This window comes from Sporomusa termitida (assembly GCF_007641255.1).
In the GTDB taxonomy this organism is placed as follows: domain Bacteria; phylum Bacillota; class Negativicutes; order Sporomusales; family Sporomusaceae; genus Sporomusa; species Sporomusa termitida.
Map to the genome: position 1 here is coordinate 828,596 of NZ_CP036259.1, position 17,019 is coordinate 845,614.

The following is a 17,019-nucleotide window of genomic DNA, read 5'->3' on the forward strand; positions in this document are numbered from 1 at the left end:
CCTCTATATATTTCCAAAACTTCCAGTAGTAACCGACAGATGTTGTCAGGGTCAAATGGAAAGTTGGACAGGCTTATATGAGAGGAGAAAACCCAAAACAAAAAATATTAACCGCCTTGAACAGTGACAATAGTTAGCTTAATACTGATAAATCACTGTTACAACAAAATGCAAAGAGCCGGAAAGATTGTGTATTTCCGGCTCTTTGCCAATAATTTGAGTGATTAACCTAATGTGCTATTACTCAATTGTAAGCCCGGCACTGGCATAACCCAACACAAAGGTTTCGAGGTTGGCGCCTGTGGCTGATGCGGAAAAGAGGAGGATCAGGCGGGAACCAGCAGTTATCGGGATTGTGAGTCCGGTTACAAGGATGCTGCTGCTAGTGCCGATGGGGGAAGATCCTGTAAACGGTGGCGCTAAGTCTACAGCAGTACCGGCAAGGGGGGTAAAAAGATTATCTGTCGTGAGTGATTGATAAAGTTGTGCGGTTACGGTTACGGTCGTGTCGACAAGGTTTAATGGATTAGATAAGGTAAAGTACGCAGCAATTGCAGAAATTATGCCGTTACGGGAAACAGAAAAGGCATAATTTACCGGTAACCCGTTACTTGTAAGATCGATTACCGGCCCAAGCGCGGTAGGACCTGAATCAGAACTGCCAAAGCCGATGAAATATGGGTAGCTTGGTGAACCATCCGTTAAAGTATCTATTGCAATGTTAAGGCCTGAGGCAAATGGAATCATGGCACCAGCCCCGGTAGCGCCAGTAACACCAGTATCGCCGGTAGCACCGGTGACGCCAGTAACACCAGTATCGCCGGTAGCACCGGTGACGCCAGTAACACCAGTATCGCCGGTAGCGCCGGTGGCGCCAGTAACACCAGTATCGCCGGTAGCGCCGGTAGCCCCTGCACCAGTATCGCCAGTAGCCCCGGTAGCGCCGGTAGGCCCGGTATCACCAGTGGCGCCGGTAGCGCCGGTAGCCCCAGTATCGCCTGCGCCAGTGGCGCCAGTAGCCCCGGTATCACCAGTGGCACCGGTAGACCCAGTAGCACCGGTATTGCCTGCGCCGGTAGCGCCGGTATCGCCTGTAGCACCGGTGGCACCGGTGGCGCCAGTGGCGCCAGTAACACCAGTAGCCCCGGTAGCCCCAGTAGCCCCGGTAGCCCCGGTAACGCCGGTAGCGCCGGTGGCGCCGGTAACCCCTGTAGCTCCCGTATCGCCGGTAGCTCCGGTAATCCCAGTGACACCTGTTTCGCCGGAACTTCCTGTTTCCTCCGCTATTTCTCCTAGTACTAAAAAGGCTTTAGTTGATACCACCGGCGAATAGGTTACATTGTTTGGTGTCCTGCTTACTAAGCTTACGGTTATTGGCACGATATTAACTTGTAAAAGGGCAAAACCAGATACTTCCCCACTTTTTATGGGTGAATCGCCCGGGAGTTCGTCTCCCTGTGAAGTTGAAATGGCAAAAGATATTCCTGCTGGCCCCAAGGTTGACTGGGTTGCTACCCACCAGTTGATAAAGTATCTGCCTGCTTTATTTATTGTGATTACTCCTGTCAGCGGGTCGTAAATTACAGATCCAAAACTACTTATTATGTTTTCAAAAAGTACATTGGTATTTGGTGCGACTGAACCTCCTAGTTGTCTCTGAAGTTGAAGACCTATAGTATCCACGCTCTAACCTCCGTTTAATTTTTGAGATGTATAATAATTTATAAGCTTTGGCTGAACAAGTCAGCCTTCACTAACTAGCCGGGAAATAATTACATAATATAGTATGAAGGTTTTTATAAAACCGTGAGTATCCAGCCGGAAGATCGCGGTATGGAATTGGTCTAAATTTGCTGAAAACGAACATAATAACAAAGAGGACCAAACCAGATATGGTTTGGTCCTTCCTTATAGTCTTTGTTTTCATGACAGCGGCAGTTCTATTTACCGATGGCTAAAATAATTGCACCCCCAGCGATAGAAGGCAATAAATGCCCTGGACATCAAAAAGGTGATTGTTAATGTATAAAAAGTAGTAAACCAACTCCATTCTATGTATTCTATAAGCTCAGTATAGAGTTCAAGCGGATATTCTATTATCGTCATACCCGCGCTAAACAATAAGGCATAGCCAATTATAGGCAACAGGCTTTTGTCTTTGGTAACCTGGTTATACCACACACACAGGATGGGGAATACCCACAATTCAAATAGTATGCAGGTATTGTAATAATGCGGAAACAGCCGGATCGGGTAATCAATCAGTTTGAGATTAACAACCGGGCTGCCCCAGATAAAATCAATAATGCATTTAAACAATAAAACAACAACCCAGTCGCGAAAATACCGCCAGTCGATCAGAAACACCAGTATTAGTAAAGCAAGACCAGCTGCAATTATACTGATTATCCCTTCCAGGCTAAAAATCATGGTGGGAATACCTCTCCATTCGTTTTCACAATTTACTCAATTGCAAAACTAGTCTGCTCTGCGATTCGATGGTGGCACTTACGCGACTATGATAGATTTCCCTACTGCAGATAAATTAAAACTTAGTAACCCTAAGTTTCTGGTTGCCAGTATTTGGTGTCAGCTCTTCAGGCGGTGACAAAGCTTTAAATCCTTTAGAAAAGCTAAAACTATTTCTTCGCGTGTGGCCCAGGAAGTGACAAGACGGATGGCAGAATGTTCGGCATCGACATTTTCCCAGACATAGAATACGTACTTTTCCTGGAGTCTCTTTATCAGCCAGTTGGGCAAAACCGGGAACAATTGATTGGTCGATGAGGGGGTTAGGAAGGTGTAGCCCGCAGTGCTTATTCCGTTTTTCAACACACTGGCCATGGTATTAGCCTGTTTGGCCAGCTCGAAGTATAGACCGTCCTGGAATAGTTCCAGGAATTGTATGCCAAGAATACTGCCTTTAGCCAACAGGGCTCCTTTCTGCTTCATATGAAACCGAAAATCTTCTTTAAGTGAATCCCGGCAGATAACAAGTGCTTCCCCCAGCAGCGCCCCGTTTTTGGTTGCGCCAATATAGAAAGCATCGGCCAGGATTCCCAGATCAGATAGTTGCAGGTCATTTTCCACAGAGCAAAGGGCTGACCCCAACCGGGCCCCGTCAATGTATAAATAAAGGTTTGCTGTTTGGCAAAAGCGGCTTAGTTGTTCCAGTTCGTCTTTGGTATAAATTGAACCAATTTCAGTCGGATTTGAAATATAAACAAGTTTTGGTTTTACCATATGCTCATCGCTATGGGTAACGAGAGCCGCTTTGATATGCAGCGGGTTAATTTTTCCGTCTGCTACCTCAATGGAGATGATTTTGTGGCCGGTAGCCTCGATCGCGCCGGTCTCATGTACCAGGATATGTCCCGTATTAGGCGCAATAATCGCTTCATGGGGCCTAAGAAAAGCAGAAAGAGCGGTGAGATTGGTTTGTGTACCGCCGGAGAATAAGTGTATGTCAATATCGTAACGCCCGATTTTTTGTTTTAAAAGCTTAATGGCTGCTTTGGTATAATGGTCCTGGCCATAACCCTCGTTTTGCTCAAGGTTTGTGTTGCTTAATGCCTGTAATATTCGCGGATGTGCACCCTCACTGTAGTCGTTCTTAAAACTATACATTGCTATACTCCTCCCATCAGCTGCGAGCTTGTATTCGTGCGATATAATATACATAAAATTCAATATCTTGTCAATGGCTGGAGAAAGTCTGGGCCGGTTTTTTCTGTTTGCCCGTGAATATTTCCCAATAGGTATTTGACCACATTAGCTTTTTAGTTTGATGACGGCCAAAATGGCAAATGGCGGCGTCAGCCCCTCCTAGCAGGTTGCGCGCAGTAGCTCTGTTAGGCATCAGCTTTACTATGGAACAGGATTTTTATAAGGGGCGTTAAGCCAAAAAGCACGGGAAAAAGTGCTTATACCGGACCAGGAGGAGCGGAAAGCCTGCCGCGGCCGTTGAATATGCATTGCGCTAGTGATAGGTTGCGCAGGCGCCGGGTGATGGGACTTACACGGAGCGACGATAAGTACCCCCGGCCGGCGGAACTGCATAAATAACAACACAGCCGGTAAACTAAAGGTAGCATTTAGCATTCATTGTTACATGCTATCTGAAGATTATGGAGGTGCTTTGTTATGCAGCAAAATCAAGACAAATCGGCCGCGCCGGGCATTGATAAAAAAATGCGGCAGCTGGAAGAATTCAGCACAGACCATAAAGGCCGGGAGCTGACAACAAATCAGGGTGTAAAGCTTACCAATACCGATGATTCGCTCAAGGCCGGCGTGCGGGGTCCCACGTTAATGGAAGACTTCCATTTCCGTGAAAAAATTACCCATTTTGATCATGAACGCATCCCGGAACGGGTAGTGCATGCCCGTGGTTTTGGTGCCTATGGTTTTTTTCAGGTTTATGAGCCGATGGCTGAATATACCAAAGCTAAATTTCTCCAGGACCCGGCAGGTAAGACGCCGGTTTTTGTCCGGTTTTCCACTGTCGCCGGCTCACGGGGCTCAGCCGACACGGTGCGTGATGTCCGTGGCTTTGCCGTAAAATTTTATACTGAGGATGGCAACTACGACCTGGTTGGCAACAACATCCCAGTGTTTTTCATTCAGGATGCCATCAAATTTCCGGATGTCATTCACGCAGTTAAGCCGGAGCCGCATAATGAAATACCGCAGGCGTCAACGGCACACGATACATTCTGGGATTTTGTTGTCAACACGCCGGAAACCGCCCATATGGTGATGTGGGTGATGTCAGACCGGGCCATTCCCCGCAGCTTCCGGATGATGGAGGGCTTTGGTGTTAATACATACCGCTTCGTCAATGCCCAGGGTAAGGCCCGTTTTATAAAATTCCATTGGAAGCCTGTGTTGGGCGTGCATTCGCTGGTGCGGGACGAAGCCCAGAAGCTGTCTGGCAAGGACCCGGATTTCCACAGACGGGATTTATGGGATGCTATTGAGCAGGGAAATTATCCTGAGTATGAATTTGGTGTACAAATGCTGGATGAGGAGCAGGAATTTAATTTTGACTTTGATATTCTTGATCCGACCAAGTTTTGGCCGGAGGAGTTAGTGCCGGTCAAGATCATTGGTAAAATGACTTTAAACCGCAATGTGGAGAATTTTTTTGCGGAAACCGAACAGGTGGCTTTTTGTCCTGGCAACGTTGTTCCGGGAATTGATTTCAGCAATGATCCACTGCTGCAGGGGCGGCTATTCTCCTATCAGGATACCCAACTCATTCGTCTGGGCGGGCCTAATTTTCATGAAATCCCGGTCAACCGGCCAGTTGTTGCTGTTCATAACAATCAGCGCGACGGTTATCACCGGCTGACTGTGGATAAGGGAACAGTCAGCTATTCCCCCAACGCGCTGCAACAGAACTGTCCGGCTCCTGTTGCGGAAGAAGATGGGTATGTTCATTATGCGGAAAGGGTTGATGGCCGTAAAATCCGGGGGCGCAGCGACAGCTTCCGTGATTTTTACAGTCAGGCCACTCTGTTTTGGAACAGTATGTCAGGCCCGGAAAAGGAACACATTATTGATGCCTTTCATTTTGAAGTCGGCAATGTCAAGGATAAAACATTAAAACAGCGGGTTGTGGATATGTTTAACCAGGTGGCACCGGAGCTGGCCGGGAAGATTGCTCTCGGCATCGGGGCAAATCCACCGGTGGAGCCAGGGGGAACAGGGGTGACAGCAGCTTCTGCGGCTGTGAGCCAGGAAAATACAATCAGGACACCGCTCACCAGAAAGGTTGCTGTGCTGGCCGAGAACGGTTTTTGCTATCAAGGGCTTAATCAGGTGGTTAGTTTGTTATTAAATGCCGGGGTCAGTGCCGACATCGTCAGCAGCCGTATGGGCATGCTCACCGGTACAGACGGCAAGCAAATGGAAGCCGTAAAAGATTTTACGACTGCGAATGCAGTTTTGTATGATGCCGTCTATGTCCCCGGCGGGGCCCAAAGTATCCAGAGTTTATTAAAAACACCCGATGCCCGTGAATTCATCAATGAGGCCTATAAACATGCCAAACCGATCGCTGCTGCCGATGAAGGCGTAGATTTTCTGCAAGCCGCCGCCGGCCGGGCTCAGCTTGCGCCGCCGGATAGTGCCGGGCAACTGGGCACCGGGCAGGGTGTGGTAACTATTCGCGCGGCCTCTGACTGGCGCAGCTTTGGTGAAGAGTTTGTTAAGGCAATCGCTATGCACCGGCACTGGACACGGGCCTAGACAACAAGGAACCGGTGGATAGGTACTGCTTAACTAGCCAGGTACCATAATGGAGTTGGAATGGTAACGTTTCAACTCCATTTTCATTGTTTATCGGCAGGAACAAGCAAAACCAGCAAGGGGTAAATAAACAGACCTTAGTTGCCGGCTGTAAATTATTATTTGGGATATTTTTGCACTGTTTGTTTAATAATAAGGTTGTATTCTGTCAGAAAGGAGTGATTTACATGACGCAGTTAAGTCAACTGGAGCTTCAGCATTTACGGCATATGATCGGTGGCCATGAGACTGTGGCCAACAAACTCGAAGCCTATGCCCAGCAGTGCAGTGATGCCCAACTCAAACAAATGTTTCAGCAAGATGCAGTTGCCGCCAGGAATTCCAAACAGAAACTAATGTCATTTCTTCAATAGCAAAAGGAGGTATAACGGTGAACGATAAAGACATGCTTAATGACTATCTGGCATCGATAAAAGGGAGTCTGTCCACTTATGCCAGCGTCATAGCGGAAACGAATAATGCCCAGCTGCGTTCAACCTTTCAGCAAATGCGGGATCAGGGTGAGCAACGGCAGTATCAGCTTGCCCAGACTGCCATGCAAAAGGGGTATTACAAACCGGCGGCCCTTGCTCAGCAAAGCGAAGTTCAGCAATTGAAAAACGAATTGATGAGCGCCTCAGCTCAATAATTTAAATAGCAGGCCAAGAAAAGTCGCGCTTGCAAGCAACCAGGCGACTTTTCGTTTTTTTCGGTATTGAAGTCTTTGGGTTCAGTTTAACAAAAGGAGGCAGGACTGTGGCTGCCGAACGTCAACGGACAACACTGGTCGCCGGCGCGGAAAACGCCCCTCTCCGACGATATCCGGGCTAAGATTGCCTATCATGAGGTTGGTCATGCCCTGACTGCTTATTATCTGCCCGGGACCGGGGCTTATTTAAGAAGCGGGGTTGCAGGCCGGGAGGATTTGAGTCCTGTTACCAGTGAGCATATTGATGAGGAGATTCAACGGTTGCTGACGGAAGCACACAATACCGTTAAGCAGATTTTAACCGAACGCCTTGCTGTTATGCATAAGGTTGCCGCGTTTTTAAAAGACAAGGAAGTCATTTCCGGCGATGAGCTTAGCCAGATTGTAGGGCAATGCCCTAACTGCTGGGTTTTGCGCAACGCCGGCAGCAGGATAAAAGGGCGTGTCGCAAAACGACACGCCCTTGCTTTGGCCTGGCAGCGGTTATTATGTTATTAAAAACGCGGTTGCGCACTACTTTACTTGTATCCCCGCAATACAGTTTGCCAATGCACTGCGAAAGGCAGCATAAGTGTCAGTTGGAGTTAATAAGGGCTGATAGCCCATATCCTCAGCGGCTTTATCCCAGCTAAGATGCCAGGTTTCATTCAGAAATGCCGGACCATGCCAGTCTGTTGCTGCTACTAACTGCAGTGGTGAAGCCGATTGCGTTAATTCGATAATCGTCTGGCCGATTTCTTTCCAGGATAAAAACAGGCTGCCAATATTGTACGTATTGCCGATCGCCTCCTGGCTGGTTGCGGCAAGCTCGATTGCCGCTCCTAAATCATTCATACTGACAAAGGCTCCGCCAGCCCCAGCCACCATTGGCAAAGGCTGGCCTGTAAGGGCTAATTTCACTAATTCCCGCAGGTGTTTTCCACCGATAGTATGGCCAAAGGCCCACCAGAAACGCAATACTGTCACCGGCAGGTTCTGCTGGCGGCCAAGAGCCAGCGCTAACTGCTCGGCACAAAGCTTGGCAATTGCATACAACGGCTTGCGGGCCCGTTCCGGCCGGCAGGTATAGGTTTCATCAACCGGACCGGCGGGGGGAGTGCCATAAACGCCAGCCGTGCTTGTATAGATAAACCGCTTAACACCGGCTGCAGCACAGGCGTTCAGCAAATTAGCCTGCCCGAGCAGATCGCTGTTAAATAAAACTTTCGGTTCATCGCTGAAACTCCAGGCCAAATTCACAACCACATCAGTACCGCCAACAATATCCTTAAGTAATGCCGGGTCCATAAGATCGGCTGTGCAGGTAGTCACATTATCTTTAGCCTGGGCAAACGGTGCAGCCTTTTTATCAAGAATCACTACTGTATGGCCCTGCCGGCCTAGATAGACGGTGAGGTTGCTGCCGACATCGCCGGCTCCGCCTGCCAACAGAATTCTCATTGTCTGATCTCCTTTTTTTATTGATAAGCCACTGCTTATCATCACTGTACCACTATCTGGTTGTTTAAGGGAGAATATTGTACATTATATAAATAAAAATAATAATTATCTTACCCTTCGGCAGGGGCGGGCTTGCCTTTTGCCGTCGAGCTTATACGGGCCGCACCTAAAACAGCGGCGGTTAGTGTGCCGCTGATCAGCCATTTGCCGGTCGCAGACAGGTCAACGTATTTCATTGTCAGCGGATCGCCGGCAATCATACCGCCCGCTGTCCAGGCCAGTACCGCTCCGCCCAGATAAATTACAACCGGGAACCGGTCTACGATTTTAATGAAAGCGGTGCTGCCCCAGATAATAACAGGAATGGTGATCAGTATGCCGACGGTAACCAGCAGCATATCGCCATGGGCAACGCCGGCGACGGCCATTACATTGTCAATGCCCATAACCCCGTCAGCGATTACGATCGTGCGGACGGCAGTCAGCAGATCGGAATGAGCGCTGATATCCTTATCCTTTTTGTCGGTAAGCAGCTTATAGGCAATCCAGATGAGCAGCATGCCGCCGGCGATCATTAAAGCCGGCAGCTTCAACAGCCAGACAACTGCTACTGTAGACAGGAAGCGGATAATGATTGCTCCCGCTGTTCCCCAGAATATCGCCTTTTTCTGCTTGTCGGCCGGCAGCCGGCGCGCCGCCATGCCGATTACGATCGCATTATCGCCTGCCAGTACAAGGTCGATAAAAATAATCGCCAGCAAGCTCCATAAAAACTCAGTTGTTAAAAAATCCATTGCAACTACCCCCTAAATATTTTCTGATTGGCTCTTAACACTCTCCATACCGGATTGTTATTAAGACGATCAAGAAAAGCAAGGATATCTCCGGAAAGGATTTGCCAAAACAAAAAACCTTACCCGGGTATCAGGTAAGGTCCTGGGTTGGGAAAATAAATAAAAAGACCTTACCTGAATAGGCAAGGTCTTACCAGCAATAATCAGATTGCCAGCAAAGCCGGGCTTGCGCCGCAATGACGAACTTTGCTTGTCGGTTACTCCCCTTGTAAATCATATGCTTTTGTAAGTATTATATGTTATTTCCCTGCTAAAGTCAATCAGTGATTATCGCTTTGGCTACTTTTCCCGGCCTTTTTCTGCGTTTTTTAGCTGAACAGGCTGGCAAGATATATATGCCGCCAATGGCAATATTAATGCCGCTGGTGGTTAGGCTGCGTTTATTGTGCGGCTATAAGAGTGGATGTTGGTGGAGCGTATAAACCTGAACAGGAAATTTGCCGGCCAAAAAACAGAACTGCCTTTTGGGGAGGAGATTCGCCGGACATATAATATGGCGGAAAAAAAGTATCATGAATTATTTCATGATGAACTGAGCAAGAAGCATTATGACTGTAAAGTTCTTGATCAATTTGCGGCCAATTTTACGCCCGATTCTGTATTATGTGATGCTGGCTGCGGTCCTTCCGGCCATATCGGCCGTTACTTATTTGATAAAGGCTGCAATATTTCAGGCTTAATTTTCAATCCGGTACTAGTGTGCAGGTAATCTAAAAAACGTTTGACAGCCGGTGACGCATGGCGTTTGTTTTTCAATACTATACCAAGTTTTCGATAGGCAGGCAGGTCTAATTCTTTTTTGACGATATTGTACGGGGTCCGGTGCAGGACCAGCTCCGGCAATATGCTGATACCCAATCCATTTTCGACCATTGAGATAATGGCGTAATCGTCCCTGGCTGTAAAGCGCACATGGGGGCAGATATGATTTTCCTCAAAAATCGCTGTTATCTCATTCTCCGTTCCTTCTTCCAAAAGAATAAACGGCTCTGCGGCAAGCCTGGTGATGGGGAAATAATCGCAGCCGGCAAGAGGGTGCTGCTCCGGCAATATTACCAGCAACCGGTCCTGGGCCAAAAAAATACTTTCTAAATCTGTGCTGGCCGGGAGGCGAAGAAAGCCGCAGTCTGCCCGGCCTTCCATAATCCAGTTTTCAATTTCGGTGTAATCGCCATGCAACAGTTGAAAATCAATGTTCGGATATTCGCTCTGGAAGGTCTTGATCATATGCGGAAGCCAATGCACAGATACGCTTGTAAAGGTTCCTATTCTAATAACACCGGATTTCAGACCATGCAACTCTCCAATCTCATTCATAAGCTCCCGGTTTGCATGACAGACCTTTTGCACAAGCGGCAAAAGCTGTGACCCCTCGGAGGTAATACATACGCCGGAACGGTCGCGGGTGAGCAAAGTAACGCCCCACTCTTTTTCCAGCGCATTTAACATATGGCTAATAGCAGATTGGGTATAGCCAAGTTTCTGCGCTGCCTTTGTCAGGCTTTGATATTCCACTGTTTTTAGAAAGGCTTCGTATTTTTGAATGTTCATTAATCCCAGCCCTTATTACAAAATGTCATGTTAAAGATTTGAAAAATGCATTTTTATAATTCTTTTCCTCATAGTATACTAATTTCAAAGGCAGCACAAGACCGGTTGGAATTAGTTTGCAGGAATATTGCTGTTTAGTGGGGGAAAAGCATGACATCAAGAAAAGCCGATTTACTTATTGCCACTGTTTCTATTGCCTGGGGAACCTCTTATCTGTTAATGAAATTCGGGCTTAATGGGGTTGAGCCGTTTAATTTAATAACACTGCGGTTCGGGATTGCCTTTGTTACAACGCTCCTTCTCTTTTTCCCGCGTGTAATTAAAGCTGATATGCAAGCAATTGGGTATAGCGCCCTGATTGGCCTGATTCTCTTTAGTGTTTTCACGGCCCTCATGTTTGGGTTGGCGACAACAACAGTCTCATCGGCCGGATTTTTAACAAGTACAACCGTAATTTTTGTCCCGATCCTGCAAGCCCTGATTACACGCAAAATTCCTAAGCCACCAATTATGGCTGGGGTTTTAGTAATTGTGGCCGGGATAGGACTGTTAACGATTGGCGATACGTTTGAAATTAAAAGCGGCTCAATTCTATGTTTACTTGGCGCAATTCTCTATGCTGTCCATATTATAGTCACAAATTATTGTGCGCATAAGACGGATACCCTGCAGCTTGGCATTCTCCAATTGGGATTTGCCGCAGTCTATGGCTTGATTTTTTCCTTTATCTTTGAAACGCCAACGTTGCCGGCGACCACCGCCGAATGGACAGCAGTACTGGGGCTTGCGCTTGTGTGCAGTGCGTTTGGGTTTGTTGTGCAGCCGATCGCCCAGAAATTCACCACGCCTGAACGGACCGGTGTGCTGTTTGCGTTGGAACCGGTGTTTTCGGCATTGTTCGGGTTTATCTTTCTGCAGGAAATTCTTCAGCTCCAGGGTTATATTGGTGCGATGCTTGTTTTAGCCGGGGTATTTATAGCCGGCCTAAAAACAAGCCAGCCTCAATAAGACGAGGGACGGTGGCAGTGTTTTTGAGTTTTAAGCGGTAACAATTAATAGATGGGCCAACAGGTTAGGAAGCCGATAGGAGTAATGCTTTGAGATTTCTTTGGATAATAGTAATTTCATAGTCATTAAGATTTATTTTTTCAAGAAGGGCGCGAGTATTTTTAGGCAGGCTAGTAAAATTATCGGCATATAGTAAAGAATTTATATCAGCTTCAGTCAAGACTTCTTTCAAATTTTTTATTATGCTGTAATTCCGGTTTTGCGGGCATACCATTTGACAGCGCATACAGCCGACTATAGAGTTATGCCAATCACTACTGACCCAATCAGGAAAAGGTTCAGTAGCTTCATTGAGAAAGGTAAGACACTGCGATGCATGAATAATATTTCTTTTTATATCAATGCACTTTGTCGGGCAATTATTTAAACAAGCCGAGCAGGTATCGCAGGCCGGCATTCTCTGTACACCTCGCCAGGCAGCGGCGTCGCTCGGCATATCAGATATTAGCGCGATCAGGCGATAGTAACTGCCCATACCGGCAATATAGGTGATGTTATTTCTCCCATATTGGCTGAGTCCACTTTTTACCGCCAGGAGTTTCAACGGCAGATTGGCGCGAGCTAGCGAGAAGCTCTCTTTCTTTAATTCACTTTCAGCAATCTGGAATACGAGTTTTTCGGCTTCTCCATATACATACGTTGGGGGGATAATGATCGTGTGTTCTGCTTCCCGCCATATAAGGTTAAGTGCGGTAAGCGGCTGTGGCACGGCGATGACAATGATGGATCGCGCACTGGGCAATAGCGCCGAGTAATCATATTGAAATTGATTTAAATATTTTTGTATAAGATTATTGTCGAGAACCTTGGCTTGCAATAAGGCTGCCAGCTCCTGCTGCAGATTACTGAGCAGATGAATGGGCACTACTGTTCCTCTACAGTTATTTTGTTTTAGCCTTATGAGAAGTGTAGTTGCCGGCGAGTTCAAGTAAAAGCTCCTCCTTCTTGTAACTGTTATTTTAATTAATGATAGTTACTGTGATACAATTAGTATAGTACCTTACTGTGTAACTGTCAATAAATATATAAGGGGTTACAGAATGAAGGAATTATGTTTGGATTTTTTAAATACACGCTGGTATCTTACTCACAAAATCAATAAAGAGATATTGGCTGACTACGTGTTGCTTACAGAATTTCTAAAGTCAAGGCACTTACCGGTGGGAGCTCCGCCTTCGGCCGAGTCAATCCAGGATTTATTGGCATTGCGGACCTTTTTGGCAGCTACTCTCACGGGTTATATGCAAGAGAGAGCCATATCGGCAGCAGGCATCAGCCGGATTAATTACTATCTTGCCTTATCAACCTGCCGACGGGTAATGGAGCAAGGAAGGCATGGATTCAATTTAACTATCCAGCCAGTAGCTTGCGATTGGAACTGGGTTATGGCGGAAATCACCGCTTCTTTTGTTGATTTAATAGAATGTGGTGACCATAGCCGCATTAAGCTTTGCGAGAATCCAGACTGTGAATGGTTCTTTTATGACGAAACAAAAAGCCGCACCAAAAGGTGGTGCGATGATAAATGTGCCAGTTTGATGAAGGTAAGAAAGTTTCGGGCTAAGCATAAAAAAAAGACTTTTGTCTAGTCATGAATGTAACAAATCCTGTACCATAGTACAGGATTTGTTTTCTATTTTTGAGGATGAAAAACAAAGGGAATATTGTAAACAGCGGCTGGATATTGTTTACTTTGATAGGTCAATGATTAATTAAACAACGTTTATTATTATATTCTTCGCAGCCTGGGTATATTGTATGACCTTATGAGCAATTTCCGGATAGGAATGGGAAAATCGTTGAAAAGCAATACCCGATAATATTAATAAATCTGTGGAATCAACAGCAGCAATGTCCTCAGTGTGGAAATTATGCTCAGTTAACCCATTGGTGCCAATGTGATGCCCAGGTGAACTGTATTCTTTTACAGGATGTAATAAGGTTAGCGACTTTACCCTGCCTGCAATTAATATATTATAAGTATAGCTAACATCACCCTGGATAGTAATTAAATTGCCTGGATCGCACTGGACGTAACTTCCGCAATTGTGTATGAATTTTTTTGCTTCTGTTACGGATAGTCTGCTTAGCAAACCTATTATCTCAGTTGGCGTTCCAGCCAAACGTTCAGATAGTATATTCCATAGTTTTTCTTCGGTAACGGTTTGGCTATTGATGAAGTTTGAATGGTGGGTGAATTTGTTATGAAACCATTCTACAGACCGGGTATCCACGCCTTCTCTTTTACGTGCTATGCGAAAAAGGGGGGAACGTATTATGCGCAAATGCTGAAGGTCATTGATAAGCAGAACAAGGGGCGTCTGTAGCCCATAACCTGGAAGAAAGAAGTTTTTGCCGTAACGGTGGATACCAAGTTTCTCATAAAGCCGTATTAAGTGCAAATTGCACAGACCGAACATAAAGTTTACGTTATTACTGCAGCAAAGCTCGTAGCATTTTGCTAACAGTTGGTAAAAGGCCCGCGAACTTCTGTATGCAGGAGCAACCATTATTTTAGTAATAAGGGCATATTGCTGTTTGTCACTATAACCTGGACAATCTTGGAATTCGCTTAGAGATAAAAAGGCTGCTTCTTCTAGCGGAAAATCGTCAATAGTGCCAATATTGATCCGCGCAGTTGCAATCAGTTTGGAACCAATTTTGGCAGATAGCAGTATGCCCCATTCATCCAGATTGTCAGATAATATTTTATTTTTCTTATCTGCTATATCAATTTGCTTGAACATTTCTTCTACATAAATCTGGTAGCGAAAATTATATATTTCCTTTTTTTCTGCTGCTGTAATGGCATTGTTAACAGTGATTGATTCTTCAAAATTTTGTTCTGTTACGTAAGATTTTGTTTGTGGGCAGTCTTTTGTCATGATGATCTCTCCTCGTTTTTAAGATTTTAGACTTATAGATAGATCTTTATGTATTCACAGCTAACACCCCCCCGCACAGTGAAGAATACGGAGGCGATGAACATATTCCCTATAAAAATTGTAAGAAGCTGACGAAAAAAGTATAATTTTAGGCATAAAAAAACCTTTTTCAGAGAGTAGGTTACTTCTGAAAAAGGTTTAAAGTTAATTTGCTTTTTTATGCGGCAGGAGGATTGAAGTAGACTAAAAAAGTAGTCCCTTCAGAACTGGTATGGATTTTAATAGTAGCATTATGTCTGTGCGCTATCTGGTAACAGATGGGGATGCCTAGACCCGTACCGGTATTTTTAGTAGTAATAAAAGGGGTGCCTAAGTTTTCTAGTATAGGAGCGGGAATACCCGGCCCCTGGTCACTGACAGATAAGACCGCTTTGCCAGCCTCAAAGGCAGTTTTTATAACCAGGCGGCCTCCTGCTGGCATGGCTTCAATACCATTACGCACTAAATTTAACAACAACTGGCGAATTTCGTTTTCGTCTAAAAGGAGTTCGGGGATAGTATTAAGGTCAAGGGTTACAGATACAGCTGCCGCAGTGGCATCGGCCTGAAGCAAGGGATATAACGCTTCAATGATAGTATTTAAGGAGCACATCCCAAAGTTGGAAAACTTTTCCCGTGATAAAGACAGGTATTCACTAATAATCGCATTAGCCCGGTCAATTTCCTCAATCATTAACTCGAACTTCTGTTTATCGGTTTGGTATTTATCTTTTCTGCCCATAAGCTGTAAATAACCACGCACTGTGGTCATGGGATTGCGGATTTCATGAGCGACTGTTGCAGCCATACTTCCTACCATAGTCATTCGATCCAGCATTGAGGTTATTTTTTCTAAATCCTTCCGGGGGGTAACATCCCGGATAATACCTTGCAAAGCAGTAAAATTACCATATTTATCATAGATCGGCGTACACTTCTGCTCAATCCATAGGGTTGTTTTATCTTTTCGCACCAGCCGTAATGTTAGCGGTGATTCAATTGATCGGGGGAAGTCACGGATAAAATCTTCGGCTAAGCGACGGTCATCGGCATGCAGCAAATCCAAAACTAGATTATTATTTTTGTAAAATTCTTCAGGTGCATAACCAGTGAGCAAATGAACAGTCGGATTGATATACTGGAGTTTGGCTGTAGGGTGGATTTGATAGAAATAGATTGTATCGGCAGCGTTTTCCGCAAGCAAACGATACTGCGTTTCTTTATTTACTAAATCAGTTCTTGTATTCTCCAAATAGACCATTAATGTACCTATCGCTATAAATAGGCGGAATATGCCGCCGAGGGCGTGCGCCCAGGGCAGGAACCATGTGCCACTAAGCGAAATAGGGGCAACCAGATTGAGGAGACTCCAGGCAATGTAGGAATAACCCGTAATCAGATGACCAGTGCCTTTTAGTTGGAAATTATGGATGAAGATTAAGCCAATCCATATACAGACGAAGCACCCAAAATAGATTGAAGGCATTAATTTATAAATTAGCGGCAAGCTCAGACTGTTCATTGTTAAACTTATGACAGCGATGGTAGCAGTTCCATATAGCCACCATTTGTTAAAGGGCTTGTTGGTATAAAGGTAAGTGGCCCACACAAACAGGAACATACTGATTATAATCATCATTTGATATGCAGTCATACCTAAGGCTGACTGTTTCCAAGGCAGTAACCCTAGATCAAATACCATATAGCGCGCTAGCAGGATAAGCCAGCCGGCAGCCCATATGCCCATATAATGCTGGCCATACAGTGCATACAGATATAAATAAATAAGAACTATGGAAGCCGTGCCAATTGATGAGCCAATTACTGCTAACTGAACATAATCCATGACTGCTCCTAATTACCAATTTTAAAATCAAAACTAGCTCCTGTAATTTGATGTGTATCCGCAATTACAGCTTAAGAAAAAAACCATCTAATTAGATGGCCGTTGCTAATATTCGCAAATTAGTTAAATGACTGCATAAAAATATGAATATTTCATGGTACTCTATGCAATTAATTATATAGAATTAAAAATATGCACGTCAATGTCTAATTTTGTCGTTAATTAAGACCTGTGTAGCAGATCATGTTAATAAATCTCTGTCACAGTCCGCAGAGGCCATAGTTAATTACTATGGCCTCTGCCGTTTACCGGTGGTGGTGTCTGCTGGCCCCCTGG

At 45.5% G+C, this 17,019-nt stretch carries 15 protein-coding genes; 6 read left to right on the plus strand and 9 right to left on the minus strand.

Annotated elements, in window-relative coordinates; genetic code table 11:
- Window positions 1-240 precede the first annotated feature (240 nt).
- The 3 genes from SPTER_RS03715 to SPTER_RS03725 form a co-directional block, all read right to left on the minus strand.
- A complete protein-coding gene (locus tag SPTER_RS03715) occupies window positions 241-1,323 on the minus strand; it encodes an exosporium glycoprotein BclB-related protein (protein ID WP_246105468.1) in 1,083 nt (360 codons plus the stop codon).
- A 621-nt stretch (window positions 1,324-1,944) separates the two neighbouring features.
- Window positions 1,945-2,430, minus strand: coding sequence for a CBO0543 family protein (locus SPTER_RS03720; RefSeq protein ID WP_246105469.1), 486 nt, complete (start codon window positions 2,428-2,430; stop codon window positions 1,945-1,947).
- 159 nt (window positions 2,431-2,589) lie between these two features.
- Window positions 2,590-3,627, minus strand: a complete 1,038-nt coding sequence (locus SPTER_RS03725) for a threonine aldolase family protein (RefSeq protein ID WP_144349118.1) — start codon at window positions 3,625-3,627, stop codon at window positions 2,590-2,592.
- A 516-nt stretch (window positions 3,628-4,143) separates the two neighbouring features.
- Here SPTER_RS03725 and SPTER_RS03730 point away from each other — a divergent pair.
- From SPTER_RS03730 to SPTER_RS25205, 4 genes are all read left to right on the plus strand, one after another.
- Window positions 4,144-6,252, plus strand: a complete 2,109-nt coding sequence (locus SPTER_RS03730; RefSeq protein WP_144349119.1) for a catalase — start codon at window positions 4,144-4,146, stop codon at window positions 6,250-6,252.
- Window positions 6,253-6,479: 227 nt separating this feature from the next.
- Complete coding sequence (locus SPTER_RS03735; protein ID WP_144349120.1) at window positions 6,480-6,665, plus strand: hypothetical protein; 186 nt, start codon at window positions 6,480-6,482, stop codon at window positions 6,663-6,665.
- Between the two features lie 17 nt (window positions 6,666-6,682).
- Window positions 6,683-6,940: a spore coat protein gene (locus SPTER_RS03740; RefSeq protein WP_144349121.1), complete on the plus strand. Its 258-nt coding sequence runs from the start codon at window positions 6,683-6,685 to the stop codon at window positions 6,938-6,940.
- 276 nt (window positions 6,941-7,216) lie between these two features.
- On the plus strand, window positions 7,217-7,498 hold the full coding sequence (locus tag SPTER_RS25205; protein ID WP_246105470.1) for a hypothetical protein: 282 nt from the start codon (window positions 7,217-7,219) through the stop codon (window positions 7,496-7,498).
- 15 nt (window positions 7,499-7,513) lie between these two features.
- Here SPTER_RS25205 and SPTER_RS03750 read toward each other — a convergent pair whose 3' ends face one another.
- The 3 genes from SPTER_RS03750 to SPTER_RS03760 form a co-directional block, all read right to left on the minus strand.
- Complete coding sequence (locus SPTER_RS03750; protein WP_170233133.1) at window positions 7,514-8,440, minus strand: NAD-dependent epimerase/dehydratase family protein; 927 nt, start codon at window positions 8,438-8,440, stop codon at window positions 7,514-7,516.
- 110 nt (window positions 8,441-8,550) lie between these two features.
- Window positions 8,551-9,234 carry a TerC family protein gene (locus SPTER_RS03755; RefSeq protein ID WP_144349124.1) on the minus strand — a complete coding sequence of 228 codons (684 nt, stop codon included), beginning with the start codon at window positions 9,232-9,234 and terminating at the stop codon, window positions 8,551-8,553.
- A 702-nt stretch (window positions 9,235-9,936) separates the two neighbouring features.
- Entirely contained in the window at window positions 9,937-10,845 is a 909-nt protein-coding gene (locus SPTER_RS03760; protein ID WP_144349125.1) for a LysR family transcriptional regulator, read from the minus strand.
- 150 nt (window positions 10,846-10,995) lie between these two features.
- Here SPTER_RS03760 and SPTER_RS03765 point away from each other — a divergent pair, with 150 nt between their 5' ends.
- Window positions 10,996-11,853, plus strand: coding sequence for a DMT family transporter (locus SPTER_RS03765; protein WP_144349126.1), 858 nt, complete (start codon window positions 10,996-10,998; stop codon window positions 11,851-11,853).
- Between the two features lie 64 nt (window positions 11,854-11,917).
- On the opposite strand, the gene SPTER_RS03770 is transcribed toward SPTER_RS03765, so the two are convergent.
- Window positions 11,918-12,778, minus strand: coding sequence for a 4Fe-4S double cluster binding domain-containing protein (locus tag SPTER_RS03770; RefSeq protein ID WP_246105471.1), 861 nt, complete (start codon window positions 12,776-12,778; stop codon window positions 11,918-11,920).
- A gap of 190 nt (window positions 12,779-12,968) precedes the next feature.
- Between SPTER_RS03770 and SPTER_RS03775 the strand changes: the two genes are divergently transcribed.
- The gene (locus tag SPTER_RS03775; RefSeq protein WP_246105472.1) at window positions 12,969-13,502 is read left to right on the plus strand and encodes a CGNR zinc finger domain-containing protein; all 534 of its coding nucleotides are present in this window, start codon (window positions 12,969-12,971) and stop codon (window positions 13,500-13,502) included.
- Window positions 13,503-13,625: 123 nt separating this feature from the next.
- Here the strand turns inward: SPTER_RS03775 and SPTER_RS03780 are convergent, their stop codons facing one another.
- Both SPTER_RS03780 and SPTER_RS03785 read right to left on the minus strand, forming a co-directional pair.
- On the minus strand, window positions 13,626-14,798 hold the full coding sequence (locus SPTER_RS03780) for an N-acyl amino acid synthase FeeM domain-containing protein (RefSeq protein WP_144349129.1): 1,173 nt from the start codon (window positions 14,796-14,798) through the stop codon (window positions 13,626-13,628).
- Between the two features lie 217 nt (window positions 14,799-15,015).
- Window positions 15,016-16,683, minus strand: coding sequence for an ATP-binding protein (locus tag SPTER_RS03785; RefSeq protein WP_144349130.1), 1,668 nt, complete (start codon window positions 16,681-16,683; stop codon window positions 15,016-15,018).
- Window positions 16,684-17,019: the final 336 nt, after the last annotated feature.